Consider the following 12,897-nt stretch of genomic DNA (forward strand, 5'->3'; position numbering starts at 1 on the left):
GACTGGCAAGTGACGCCGCGTTTCGGCGGGCAAGTCGAAGCGGTCTACCAGAAAGACATTCGTCCGGACGGTTCCGACCAGAACTGGATTTCCCTCGGGATTCGCCCGGCCTATGCGATCACCGAGCAGTTCAAACTGGTGACCGAGCTGGGTCACGATCAGGTTGAAGCCACGGGCGGGACGCGCAAGCTGAGCAAGTTCACCTTCGCCCCGACCTGGTCGCCCAAGGGCCCGGAATTCTGGGCGCGCCCCGAGGTGCGTCTGTATTACACCTATGCCAGCTGGAACGAGGCGGCCAAACGGGCGGCCAATGAACTGGCGGCGGGTTCGGCGTTGTCCGACACCGGCGCCTTCGGCACGGCGCGACACGGTTCGAACGTCGGATTGCAGGTCGAGTATTGGTGGAAATAAGCGATGCTGTCGGGGCCTCGCGCTCCATCGGCTCTTCAAAGAACAAAACAGCAGGTGACGTCATGGCCACACCCCAACAATTGCAACTGCTGGCACCCTTGTCCGGCGTGCTGATGCCGCTGGACCAGGTGCCCGATCAGGTGTTTTCCAGTCGCGTGATCGGCGACGGTCTGTGCATCGATCCGACTTCGCCCATCTTGTGCGCGCCGCTGGCCGGAGTGATCAGCAATGTGCAGGCCAGTGGGCATGCCGTCAGCATCACCGACGATAACGGCGTGCAGGTGTTGATGCACATCGGTCTCGACACCGTGAACCTGGCCGGCAAGGGCTTCACCCGGTTGGTGGAGGAAGGTCAGCGGGTTGAGGTAGGGCAGGCGCTGATCGAGTTCGATGCCGATTACATTGCCTTGAACGCCCGCAGTTTGTTGACCTTGATGCTGGTGGTCAGCGGTGAGCCGTTCACCTGGCTGACGCCTGAAACGGGCGTCGTGGAAAGTGGTCAGCCGCTGTTGAGTCTGAGTTCAGCTGAAGGGGTGGCCGATGAGCGAATGCTGGAGGAGGACGAGGCGCTGTTCTCCAGACCGGTGACGCTGCCCAATGTCAACGGCTTGCATGCCCGTCCTGCGGCGGTGTTTGCCCAAGCCGCGAAAGGCTTTTCGGCGAGTATTTGCCTGCATAAACAGCAGGACAGCGCGAACGCCAAATCCCTGGTGGCGATCATGGCCTTGCAGACCGCTCACGGCGACATCGTGCAAGTCAGCGCGGCGGGTGCGGATGCCGAAGTGGCGATCAAGACCCTGGCCGAGTTGCTGGCCACCGGTTGTGGGGAAGCCGTAACGATGACGGCGGAGGTTGAGACGGTTGCGGCTGATGATTCATCGCTGAAGGTGTTACGTGGCGTCTGTGCCTCGGCGGGGTCGGCGTTTGGTCAGGTGGTGCAGATTGCGCAGCAGACCCTAGAAGTCATTGAATCCGGTCGGGGCGTGCAAGTTGAGCGCGAGCTCCTGTCCCGGGCGTTGGCTACAGCGGTTCTAGATCTGCAGCAGTTGCGTGACCAGGCCACGGGTGACGCCCAGGCAGATATCTTCAAGGCGCATCAGGAACTGCTCGAAGACCCCAGCCTGCTGGATCAGTCCCTGGCGTTGATCGATGCAGGCAAAAGCGCCGCTTTCGCCTGGCGTGCGGCCACCGAGTCGACCGCAGCCTTGTTCAAAAGCCTGGGTAATGCCTTGCTGGCCGAACGGGCCGCGGACCTGGCCGACGTGGGTCAACGGGTGCTCAAGCTGATTCTCGGCGTCGAGGATCATGCGTTGGAGTTGCCGGAAGGGGCAATTCTGATTGCCGAGCAACTGACCCCCTCGCAAACGGCAGGCCTGGACACGCGCAAGGTGCTGGGGTTTGCCACGGTTGGCGGCGGTGCCACCAGCCATGTGGCGATTCTTGCGCGAGCTTTCGGTTTGCCGGCGATCTGCGGTTTGCCGGTTCAGGTGCTGGCGCTGGCCAATGGCACCCGGGTTCTACTCGATGCCGACAAGGGCGAGTTGCAGCTGGATCCAGAACTGGCCGTCATTGAGCAGTTGCAAGCCAACCGTCAGCGACAAAAGAAGCGCCAGCAGTACGAGCTGGCCAATGCAGGGCTGGCGGCCTGTACCCGCGATGGGCATCACGTAGAAATCACCGCCAATATCGCTTCGCTGGCCGAAGCCGAACAGGCCATGGCGCTGGGCGGCGAGGGCGTCGGTCTGTTGCGTTCGGAGTTTCTTTATCTGGATCGCAACCACGCGCCGAGCCATGACGAGCAGGCCCGCATCTACAGTGCCATTGCCCGCGCCCTGGGGCCGGCGCGCAATCTGGTGGTGCGCACGCTGGATGTCGGCGGTGACAAACCGTTGGCCTACGTGCCGATGGATCGCGAAACCAACCCGTTCCTGGGCATGCGCGGAATTCGTTTGTGCCTGGAGCGTCCGCAGCTGTTGCGCGATCAGTTCAAGGCGATTTTGAGCAGCGCCGGGCTGGCCCGTTTGCACATCATGTTGCCGATGGTCACGCAGCTGTCGGAGTTGCGGCTGGCCCGTCAGCTGCTTGAAGAAGAGGCGCTGGCAGCAGGGCTTACGGAATTGCCGAAGCTGGGGATCATGATCGAAGTGCCGGCCGCGGCGCTGATGGCGGATCTGTTTGCGCCCGAGGTGGATTTCTTCTCCATCGGCACCAACGACCTGACCCAATACACCCTGGCCATGGACCGCGATCACCCAAGGCTGGCGAGTCAGGCCGACAGTTTTCATCCGTCGGTGCTGCGCTTGATCGCCGGTACCGTGAAAGCCGCTCATGCCCATGGCAAATGGGTTGGCGTGTGTGGCGCCCTGGCTTCGGAAAACCTGGCGGTGCCGCTGTTGCTGGGGCTCGGCGTGGATGAGCTGTCGGTCAGCGTGCCGCTGATTCCGGCGATCAAGGCGGCGGTTCGCGAAGTCGACCTGCTGGACTGTCAGGCCATCGCCCAGCAAGTACTGGGGCTGGAAAACGCCGAGCAGGTGCGCGAGGCATTGCGCCTGCACCACGAGGCCACGGTCGATACTTCACTGGTTCTGGAGAACTGAACATGTTCGAGAAAATTCAGCGGGCGTTCTGGAAAGCGTTGACCCCGGATCTGGTGGTGGATGAGCCGAAAGCGGTGATTCAGCCTGTTTCGGGTTTGGCCGCGAATGTTGTGGCCGCACTGGGCGGTGTGGATAACCTCAAGTCGCATCAGCCCGTGGCGCTGACCCGGATGCGGGTGGAGTTGCGGGATGTGATGCGGATGGATCGCCAGGCGTTGACGGCGGCGGGGGTACCAGGAGTCATGATGCTGGAGGGTGGGGTGGTTCACCTGATCACCGGTCTGCAGCCATAACCGGAGCTTTGTGATGAGGGGGCTTGTCGGACCGCCTCATCGCCCTGTTGAGTCGCGCCGGGGCCATTTCAGACCCCAGCCAACTCTCAGGTGTATTTGCGCTTCTCCGGCGCCGGCGGGAAATACTGGTACAACCAGGTTTCGCTCAACGTGCGGTCATTGGTACGAATGAACAACCGCAGCTCCACCGGCGCCACGCTGTCATTGGTCGGGTACCAGTCGAAGGTGATTCGGTAGCCTTTGATGTCATCGAGCACCAGCACATTGAAGTCCTTCACCTGGCCGTTCGAGCAGGTCACCACCGGTTCGATCCCCGCGCCTTCGGGCAAGCGGTCCAGACCGCCACCGGTGAAGTCCACGGCAAAGCGGCGTGCCCATACTTCTGGGTAATGTTCGCCCGGCGCCCAGCCTTCGATGAAACCGCCCATGCCCGAACGGGTCGCGTTGACCCGTGCCAACGGTGTGCTCACTGGTGGCAGTGCGCTCCAGTACAGCTTGTAGCCGTAGTTCAAGGAATCTCCGGCCGCGACCGGTTTTTTCGGCGTCCAGAACGCGACGATGTTATCCAGGGTTTCGCCGGTCGTAGGAATTTCCAGCAAATCGATGGAGCCTTCGCCCCATGCGGTCGTAGGTTCTACCCACAGGCTTGGGCGCTTGCTGTACCAGTCGACGGTGTCCTGATAACTGGCGAATTCATGGTCGGTCTGCACCAGGCCGAAGCCTTTCGGATCGGTGTCGGCGAAGGCATTGAATTGCAGGGTGGCCGGGTTGTTCAGCGGGCGGCAGATCCACTCGCCATTGCCGCGCCACATGGCAAGGCGATCGGAGTCGTGGAGTTGCGGGTGAATGGTGTCGCACATGCGCCGTTCATGGGTGCCGCAGCTGAACATGCTGGTCATCGGTGCGATGCCCAGTTGCTCGATGGCGGTGCGGGCATTGACGTGGGCGTCGACCTCCATCACCACGCGTTCGGCCTGGCAATCGATGTCAAAACGGTAGGCCCCGGTGGCGCTCGGTGAATCGAGCAGGGCGTACACCACGAAACGGGTGCTGTCCTTGGCCGGTGTCTCGAACCAGAATTTGGTGAAGTCCGGGAATTCTTCGCGCTTCTTGGCGTAGGTGTCGATCGCCAGGCCGCGGGCCGATAAACCGTACTGACCGGTGGCATCGACCGCACGGAAATAACTGGCGCCGAGGAACGACAACACATCGTGCTTATCCAGCTCCGGGGCCTTGAACAGCTTGAACCCGGAGAACCCCAGATCGCCCTTGAGCTGCTGAGTGTCGACGGTGGTTTTTTCATAGTTGAACAGCGAAGGCCGGAAATGTACCTCGCGCGCCAGTCGCGTCTTGGGGTCGACGCTGTACATGCGCACCGGCTGCTTGAAACCCATGCCGACGTGGAAAAACTGCACGTCCAGCTGACCTTTCAGATCCTTCCACAGCGAGTGATTGCCGTCGTAGCGGATCGCGTTGAAGTTCTGCGGCGTCATGGTCGCCAGCGTCGGCGGCAGCACCTGTTTGGTGTCCTGATACGGCTTGCCGGCGAGCTGTTTGGCCTGGCTCTTGAGCGCGTCGAAGTCGAACGCCTGGGCGTCGCCATCGGCAGCGCCGCTGCCGGCCCAAGCGTTGGCGGCCAACAGGCCGGTGGCCGAGAGACCGGTGTAAGCCGCGATGGCCATGGAGGCTTTGAGCAAATTTCTGCGGTGCATAAGTACAACCTGTCGTGAACAATCCCGCGCCGTTCCTGGCACGTGCTGGATCAGAAATAACGGTTCGGACATGCCTTGGCCAAACGCAACGGACTTTAAAGAGATGGCAATTAGCTTAAACCGTTCGGTTGCAGAGCAAAAATGATTGATGGCACCGCGACAGCGCGGCAATGAAACAAGACATGTCAGGTTACGTTTCCCACAGTGCTTTCTGATTTATAGGGCATATCTGCTTTTTTCGACTAATTACTCTAAAAACCGCTTTTCAGCACCGATTTAATTTCTATTCTATGGGCATGACCGGTTTCGGCCCTTCAGGCCGGTGGGTTCAGCGAACACAAGGTGGCCGCTGGAAGTGATAGGGCGATGCGGTTTTGAAGTTTTCTCTGACGTATAGAAGGACATCGTCCATGTCGAAAGTACAAGGCATCACCCAGATGTTAGGAATCTTCCCGTGCCTGGCTACAGGGCGGCGAAGGCGTCGGCTCAGTTCGGAGGAATTGAAGTTGGTGGAGCGCTATCGCGAGTTGTCGGAGAGCGACCGGATTGCGATGCGCTATCTGGTGGATGCGATGCGGAGTGTGTCGCGGTTTTGAGGTGTTAAGGGATTCGGCCGTGACGCCGGTGCCGCGGTCGAATTCTTCAGCAAATAGAAACTCGTTCATGATGAGCAGCGGTTGTGCTTTGCACGCTGTTCCATGTGCTATTTCATCGAGCAACGTTCAGGAAATTATTATGTCGACAATCAAGAGCAATGAAGGCCAGGACACGATTCCCGAGCCAATTCGTAAGAAAAAAGACAAGGTCGGCAGAACCGGCGCTCCTGATCAGTTCGATGCCGCACGGGGTAAAGCAGATATCAAATGGCGTACCGACGATTTGATGGCATTGCTGCGAGGTGAAGGCTGATGATGTTGGTCGACATGAATGTCGATCTAACACCATCAACCCTGCCCACAGAAGAGATGTGGGCAGGGTTGATTTCGGAGCGAGGCTTACTCGCGAAGCATTTTTAATGCTTGAACATCACATGCCGCACAACCGTGTAATCCTCCAGCCCATACATGGACATGTCCTTCCCATACCCGGACAGTTTCTGACCGCCATGCGGCATTTCGCTGACCAGCATGAAGTGGGTGTTCACCCAGGTGCAGCCGTACTGCAGACGTGCAGACAGGCGGTGGGCGCGGCCGACGTCGGCGGTCCAGACCGACGATGCCAGGCCGTAGTCTGAATCGTTGGCCCAGGCCAGCGCCTGCGCTTCATCGGTGAATTTGGTGACTGATACCACTGGCCCGAATACTTCGCGGCGTACGATCTCGTCGTTCTGTTGCGCGTCGGCCAGCACCGTCGGTTCAAAGAAGAAGCCATCGCCTTCCACGGCCTTGCCGCCGGTGATCAAACGAATGTGCGGTTGCGCCACGGCACGTTCGACCAGCCCGGTCACGCGGTCGCGATGTTGCGCGCTGATCAACGGGCCCAGTTCCGTCGATGGGTCATCCTGCAAGCCGTATTTGAGGCTGCTGACCGCGGCGCCGAGCTTCTCGACGAAGGTGTCGTAGATGCCGGCCTGGGCGTAGATGCGGCAGGCGGCGGTGCAGTCCTGGCCGGCGTTGTAGAAACCGAAGGTGCGAATGCCTTCCACGGCGGCGTCGATGTCGGCGTCGTCGAAGATGATCACCGGCGCCTTGCCGCCCAGTTCCATGTGCATGCGTTTGACGTTGCCGGCGGTGCTGGAAATGATGTTCGAGCCGGTAGCGATGGATCCGGTCAGCGACACCATGCGCACTTTCGGGTGAGTGACCAGTGGGGTGCCGACCGTAGGACCTCGGCCGTACACCAGGTTAAGCACGCCCGCCGGGAAGATGTCCGACGCCAGTTCTGCCAGGCGCAAGGCAGTCAGCGGGGTTTGTTCCGATGGCTTGAGCACCACGGTGTTACCGGCGGCCAGGGCCGGGGCGATTTTCCAGGCGAGCATCATCAGCGGGTAGTTCCACGGCGCGATGGAGGCAATCACGCCCACCGGGTCGCGGCGGATCATCGAGGTATGGCCGGGCAAGTATTCACCGCCCAACGCACCGCTCAGGCAACGGCTGGCGCCGGCGAAGAAACGGAACACGTCGGCAATTGCCGGGATCTCGTCGTTCAGCGCGGCGTTGTAGGGTTTGCCACAGTTGTCCGACTCCAGTTTGGCCAGCTCTTGGCCATGGGCTTCGATGATGTCGGCAAGTTTGAGCAGCAGCAGCGAGCGTTCTTTCGGCGTGGTTTGCGACCAGGCTTCGAAGGCACTGTCGGCGGCCCGCACGGCAGCGTCGACTTGGGCTTCGCTGGCTTCGTTGATTTCTACCAGCACACGACCGAGGGCCGGGTTGAACACGGCTTGGGGAGGGCCTTCACCGTTGACGAGTTGGCCATTGATCAAGAGTTTGGTTTGCATGGTTTTGTCCTCCGAAGTTGTTGTTTTCTGTCGGAATCGAATCCTGTAGGAGCGGGCTTGCCCGCGAAAACGGTGTGTCAGCCAACATCAATGTTGATGTGATGGCCTATTCGCGGGCAAACCCGTTCCTACAGGATCCGGTTTCCACATTGGGAAATAGGTTGTCAGTTATTTTCCGCCGCTACCGGCCACACTCTCGCCACCACGGGTCAGGTAATACGCGCCGAGAATCGGCAGCATGGTCACCATCATCACCAGCATCGCCACGACGTTGGTCACTGGCACGTCCCGTGGGCGGCTGAGCTGGTTGAGCAGCCACAACGGCAAGGTGCGTTCGTGGCCGGCGGTGAAGGTGGTGACGATGATTTCATCGAACGACAGCGCAAACGCCAGCATGCCGCCGGCCAGCAACGCCGAGCCGAGGTTCGGCAGAACGATGTAACGGAAGGTCTGCCAGCCGTCAGCGCCGAGGTCCATCGAGGCTTCGATCAAGCTGTAGGAAGTACGGCGCAACCGGGCGATGACGTTGTTGTAGACGATCACCACACAGAAAGTCGCATGACCGATGACGATGGTGAGCACTCCCGGCTCGATCCCCAGGGTCTTGAAGGTCGCCAGCAGCGCAATCCCGGTGATGATCCCCGGCAATGCAATCGGCAGAATCAACATCAGCGAGATGCCTTGCTTGCCGAAAAAGTCCCGCCGGTACAACGCCGCCGAGGCGAGGGTGCCGAGGATCAGCGCAATCAGCGTGGCGATGGCGGCGATCTGCAGCGACAGCTTGATCGCCTCCAGTACGTCGGGCCGGGCGAACGCCACGCCGATCCACTTCAGGGTGAAGCCCTTGGGCGGAAAGCTGAACGCCGCGTCTTCAGTGTTGAAGGCGTAGAGCAAGATGATCAGGATCGGGAAATGCAAGAACAGCAACCCACCCCAGGCTGCGATGCGCAGGCCCAGGGATGCCCGGTCTTGAGAGGAAGAGTCAGAGCGCATCGAAGGCCCCCAGGCGTTTGACGATGGACAGGTAAATGGCGATCAATATGATCGGCACCAGGGTGAAGGCTGCCGCCATCGGCATGTTGCCAATCGCCCCTTGCTGGGCGTAGACCATGCTGCCGATGAAGTAACCCGGCGGGCCCACCAGTTGTGGCACGATGAAGTCGCCCAGAGTCAGGGAAAACGTGAAGATCGAACCGGCCGCGATCCCCGGAATCGACAGCGGCAGAATCACTTGCATGAAGGTCTGACGCGGCTTGGCGCCGAGGTCTGCCGAGGCTTGCAGCAAAGAGGGCGGCAGGCGTTCCAGCGAGGCCTGGATCGGCAGAATCATGAACGGCAGCCAGATATAGACGAACACCATGAACCGCCCCAGGTGCGAGGTCGACAAAGTACTGCCGCCCACTCCCGGCATCCCGAGCACGAATTGCAACACCGGCCCCAGATTCAGATACTGAACAAACCACTGGGCCACGCCGCCCTTGGCCAGCAGCAAGGTCCAGGCGTAGGCCTTGACGATGTAACTGGCCCACATCGGCATCATCACCGCGATATAGAAAAACGCCTTGGTGTTGCCACTGGTGTAGCGCGCCATGTAGTAGGCGATCGGGAACGCCACCACGGCACTGGCGAGTGACACGACGATGGCCATGCTCAGGGTGCGCAGGATGATGTCGAAGTTCGACGGCTGGAACAGCGCTGCGAAGTTCGCCAGGGTCAGGTCGGGGGTGACCGCCATGGTGAAGTCATCGAAGGTGTAGAAGCCTTGCCACAGCAAAGTCAACAGCGAGCCGAGGTAGATCGCGCCAAACCACAGCAACGGCGGCACCAGCAGCAGTGACAGGTACAGGTTCGGCCGCCGGTACAGCAGGTTGGAAAACCGGCGCACCGGCGAGCTGCTGATCGGAGTTTGAGGACTCGCCACGCTGTTCACCTCACATCCCATTCACAATATTGTCGTGCAGCGCAATCATCGCTTCACGCGCCCAACGAGCGCTGATGCGTTGCCCGGTCTGGTGTTGCGCGCTGGCGTCCAGCCACTGGACGTTGGCCTGGCTGATGTTCAGGGTCTGGCCGTTTTCCAGTTTCAGTTCATAGCGCGTGGCGCTGCCCTGGTACTGGATGTCGTGCAGCAGGCCGGTGACTTCGATTTCATGGCTGGCCAGCGGGCCTTCGGCGAAACGCACGTGTTCGGGGCGGATCGAAAACGGCTGTGGATTGCCGCTCAACTGCCGCGCCAGATCGCCGCGAATCACGTTGGAGGTGCCGACGAATTCGGCGACGAAAGTGGTTGCCGGTTTCATGTACAGGGTGCGCGGCGTGTCGACCTGTTCGATGCGGCCCTTGTTGAACACGGCCACGCGGTCGGACATCGACAACGCTTCGGTCTGGTCGTGAGTGACGAAAATGAAGGTGATGCCGAGCTGGCGTTGCAGTTTCTTCAACTCGCCTTGCATTTGTTCGCGCAGTTTCAGGTCCAGTGCCCCAAGCGGTTCGTCAAGCAACAACACGCGAGGACGGTTGACCAACGCGCGGGCCAGGGCCACGCGCTGGCGTTGGCCGCCCGAGAGTTGCACCGGCTTGCGCTCGCCGTAGCCGTTGAGGGCGACCATGTCGAGGGCTTCTTCGGCGCGTTTGTGCCGTTCGCTCTTGCCGACGCCTTTGACTTTCAAACCGTAGGCGACGTTGTCGAGTACGTTCATGTGCGGGAACAGCGCGTAATCCTGGAACACGGTGTTCACGTCACGCTGATACGGCGGCAGCCCGGCGGCCTCCAAGCCATGAATGCGGATGGAGCCGGTGCTCGGCTGTTCGAAACCGGCGATCAGGCGCAGGCAGGTGGTTTTGCCCGAGCCGGAAGGGCCCAGCAGGGAAAAGAACTCGCCGTCCTGGATGTCGATGGAAACCCGGTCAACGGCCTTCACCTCGCCGAACTGACGGGAAACGTTGGTGAACTGGACTGCAAGCGTCATGGGTGTGGTGCTCCAAAAAAGCGGGGGCCATCACAGCGGCCCCTGCCTGGACTTCTGAAATCTTCAGTGATGATCGTTCCCACGCTCCGCGTGGGAATGCAGCCCGTGACGCTCTGCGTCACCTCTGCATTAGCGGCCCCCCATAATCGCGATGTAATCCTGGGTCCAACGGCTATAAGGCACAAACTTGCCCCCCTCAGCCTGCGGGGTTTTCCAGAAGGCGATCTTGTCGAACTGTTCGAAGCCGTTGGTCTTGCAACCCTCGGCCCCCAGCAATTCACTTGCCTTGCACGCCGCCGGGACCGCCGGCAGCGAGCCGAACCAGGCGGACACATCGCCCTGGACTTTCGGCGTCAGCGACCAGTCCATCCACTTGTAAGCACAGTTCGGGTGCTTGGCTTCGGCGTGCAACATGGTGGTGTCGGCCCACCCGGTGGCGCCTTCTTTGGGGATGGTTGAGGCGACGGGCTGTTTTTCGTTCATCAGGCCGTTGACTTGATACGGCCAGGAACTGGAAGCCACCACGCCTTCGTTCTTGAAGTCACTCATCTGCACGGTGGTGTCGTGCCAGTAGCGGTGGATCAATTTTTGTTGACCGCGCAGCAGATCGAGCACGGCCTTGTACTGTTTTTCGTCGAGCAGGTAAGGGTCCTTGATGCCCAGTTCCGGCTTGACGGTTTTCAGGTACAGCGCCGCGTCCGCGATGTAGATCGGGCCGTCATACGCCTGCACGCGGCCCTTGTTGGATTTGCCATCGGGCAGCTTCTGCTCTTCGAGTATCACGCCCCAACTGGTTGGCGGCTGTTTGAACACGTTGGTGTTGTACATGAGCACGTTCGGCCCCCATTGGTACGGGGTGCCGTAGGTCTGCTTGTCGACCACGTACCACGGCGCATCCTTCAGGCGCGGGTCGAGATTCTTCCAGTTGGGGATCAGTGCGGTGTTGATCGGCTGTACCCGTTTGCCGGCGATCAGGCGCAGGGAGGCATCGCCGGACGCCGTTACCAGGTCGTAACCGCCCTTGGCCATCAGGCTGACCATTTCATCGGAGGTGCCGGCCGTCTTGACGTTGACCTTGCAGCCGGTTTCCTTCTCGAAACCGCTGACCCAGTCGTAGGCCTTATCGGTTTCGCCCCGTTCGATGTAGCCGGGCCAGGCGACGATATCCAGCTGACCTTCGCCGGCGCCGACGGCTTTCAGCGGCTCGGCGGCCTGCAGGCTGGCGCTGGCCAGCAGTGCTGTGGTGATTGCACTGAGCAGTGCGGTCTTGTGTTCGAACATGGGGTTTCCCTCTTCTTTAATTAGGGTCGGGACAGCGTTGAACGGGGTGATGCGCCGTAAGTGGCTTGTTATTAGCGTAGTGCGCTTTGTGGGAGGTTGACTGGGGCTTGGCTGTATTGTGGATTTATCCAGCCTAGTGCCCGGTTTCGCAGTCGACAAATCTTCAAGGCGGCATTCGATGAAATAGATCGTGTGGATGTGTTTGCGCAAAATGAGCAACATCTGGAAGCACTCTCGCGAAGACGCGAGGGGCACTTTCGATCCAGGCTGGTGGCGTTAATGATCCGGTTAACCCGAATTCGTGGAGGCAGCAAAATGAACACCCGTGGATTGCTCGATCAGTTACTCAAATCCGGTCAGGATCTGTTGCAGAACAAGGCCGGTGGCGTCCCGAACAAAGGGGCCAGCGGCAGTTCAGGCGGCCTCGGCAGCCTGATATCGGGGGCGGGCGGCGGTGCGCTGGCGGCTGGCGCCATGGGCCTGCTGCTGGGCAGCAAGAAGGCGCGCAACGTCGGCGGCAAGGTCGCAATCTACGGCGGCCTCGCGGCATTGGGTGTTATTGCCTACAAGGCCTATGGCAACTGGCAGGCTCAGCAGGGCACAGCACCGAAGACGGAACCGCAAACCCTCGATCGCTTGCCAGCGGCCCAGGTCGAGCAACACAGCCAGGCGATACTCAAGGCGCTGGTGGCTGCCGCCAAGGCCGATGGTCATGTCGATGAGCGCGAGCGCCAATTGATCGAAGGCGAGTTCAGCAAACTCGACAACGATCAGGAACTGCAGCACTGGCTGCACGCCGAACTCAACAAACCCCTGGACCCGACCGACGTCGCCCGCGCCGCCAGCACGCCGGAAATGGCGGCTGAAATGTACATCGCCAGTGTGATGCTGGTGGATGAGGAGAATTTCATGGAGAAGTCCTATCTCGATGAGCTGGCAAGACAGTTGAAACTGGAGCCGGGGTTGACGGTGGAGTTGGAGAAACAGGTGCGGCAGGCTTCGGTGTAGGTCTTTAGATCGCTTTCGCGGGCAAGCCTTGCTCCTACAGTGAATTGTCGAACACACCATTGTTGTTCAACGCTGACCCGTAGGAGCGAGGCTTGCCCGCGAAGGCGTCTTCAGCCACACCGCATAACCCAATAATCAATCCATAGGAACTGTGGCAGGGGGTTCCTCAGGAACACCGCGTTATCGTTC

Annotated in this window: 12 protein-coding genes; 6 read left to right on the forward strand and 6 right to left on the reverse strand. The window is 60.4% G+C overall.

Going from position 1 to position 12,897, the window contains the following annotated elements:
• From HCU66_RS13700 to HCU66_RS13710, 3 genes are all read left to right on the forward strand, one after another.
• Positions 1-411, forward strand: a 411-nt coding sequence (locus tag HCU66_RS13700; protein ID WP_205888992.1) for a carbohydrate porin, incomplete at its 5' end; no start/stop codon positions are given.
• A gap of 62 nt (positions 412-473) precedes the next feature.
• Positions 474-3,008 (forward strand): phosphoenolpyruvate--protein phosphotransferase, encoded by a 2,535-nt coding sequence (gene ptsP, locus HCU66_RS13705; RefSeq protein WP_205888993.1) that lies wholly within the window; start codon positions 474-476, stop codon positions 3,006-3,008.
• A 2-nt stretch (positions 3,009-3,010) separates the two neighbouring features.
• Positions 3,011-3,301, forward strand: coding sequence for a PTS sugar transporter subunit IIB (locus HCU66_RS13710; protein ID WP_205888994.1), 291 nt, complete (start codon positions 3,011-3,013; stop codon positions 3,299-3,301).
• 86 nt (positions 3,302-3,387) lie between these two features.
• Here HCU66_RS13710 and HCU66_RS13715 read toward each other — a convergent pair whose 3' ends face one another.
• A complete protein-coding gene (locus HCU66_RS13715; protein WP_205888995.1) occupies positions 3,388-5,013 on the reverse strand; it encodes a glucan biosynthesis protein D in 1,626 nt (541 codons plus the stop codon).
• A gap of 410 nt (positions 5,014-5,423) precedes the next feature.
• Here HCU66_RS13715 and HCU66_RS13720 point away from each other — a divergent pair, with 410 nt between their 5' ends.
• Together HCU66_RS13720 and HCU66_RS13725 are read left to right on the forward strand one after the other, a co-directional pair.
• Positions 5,424-5,609, forward strand: coding sequence for a hypothetical protein (locus tag HCU66_RS13720; protein ID WP_205888996.1), 186 nt, complete (start codon positions 5,424-5,426; stop codon positions 5,607-5,609).
• A gap of 139 nt (positions 5,610-5,748) precedes the next feature.
• The gene (locus HCU66_RS13725; RefSeq protein ID WP_205888997.1) at positions 5,749-5,922 is read left to right on the forward strand and encodes a hypothetical protein; all 174 of its coding nucleotides are present in this window, start codon (positions 5,749-5,751) and stop codon (positions 5,920-5,922) included.
• A 103-nt stretch (positions 5,923-6,025) separates the two neighbouring features.
• On the opposite strand, the gene HCU66_RS13730 is transcribed toward HCU66_RS13725, so the two are convergent.
• The 5 genes from HCU66_RS13730 to ydcS all read right to left on the reverse strand — a co-directional run bounded on the left by HCU66_RS13730 (position 6,026) and on the right by ydcS (position 11,700).
• Positions 6,026-7,450 (reverse strand): gamma-aminobutyraldehyde dehydrogenase, encoded by a 1,425-nt coding sequence (locus HCU66_RS13730; protein WP_205888998.1) that lies wholly within the window; start codon positions 7,448-7,450, stop codon positions 6,026-6,028.
• A gap of 168 nt (positions 7,451-7,618) precedes the next feature.
• Positions 7,619-8,443, reverse strand: coding sequence for an ABC transporter permease (locus HCU66_RS13735; RefSeq protein WP_205888999.1), 825 nt, complete (start codon positions 8,441-8,443; stop codon positions 7,619-7,621).
• On the reverse strand, positions 8,433-9,380 hold the full coding sequence (locus tag HCU66_RS13740) for an ABC transporter permease subunit (protein ID WP_205889000.1): 948 nt from the start codon (positions 9,378-9,380) through the stop codon (positions 8,433-8,435). Before HCU66_RS13740 ends, HCU66_RS13735 begins: the two co-directional genes overlap by 11 nt.
• 1 nt (position 9,381) lies before the next feature.
• A complete protein-coding gene (locus HCU66_RS13745; RefSeq protein ID WP_205889001.1) occupies positions 9,382-10,419 on the reverse strand; it encodes an ABC transporter ATP-binding protein in 1,038 nt (345 codons plus the stop codon).
• Positions 10,420-10,548: 129 nt separating this feature from the next.
• On the reverse strand, positions 10,549-11,700 hold the full coding sequence (gene ydcS, locus HCU66_RS13750; RefSeq protein ID WP_205889002.1) for a putative ABC transporter substrate-binding protein YdcS: 1,152 nt from the start codon (positions 11,698-11,700) through the stop codon (positions 10,549-10,551).
• A 315-nt stretch (positions 11,701-12,015) separates the two neighbouring features.
• Here ydcS and HCU66_RS13755 point away from each other — a divergent pair, with 315 nt between their 5' ends.
• Positions 12,016-12,708, forward strand: a complete 693-nt coding sequence (locus HCU66_RS13755) for a tellurite resistance TerB family protein (RefSeq protein WP_205889003.1) — start codon at positions 12,016-12,018, stop codon at positions 12,706-12,708.
• The last annotated feature ends 189 nt before the right edge of the window (positions 12,709-12,897 follow it).

The sequence above is a fragment of the Pseudomonas frederiksbergensis genome, from assembly GCF_017114915.1.
In the GTDB taxonomy this organism is placed as follows: domain Bacteria; phylum Pseudomonadota; class Gammaproteobacteria; order Pseudomonadales; family Pseudomonadaceae; genus Aquipseudomonas; species Aquipseudomonas frederiksbergensis_I.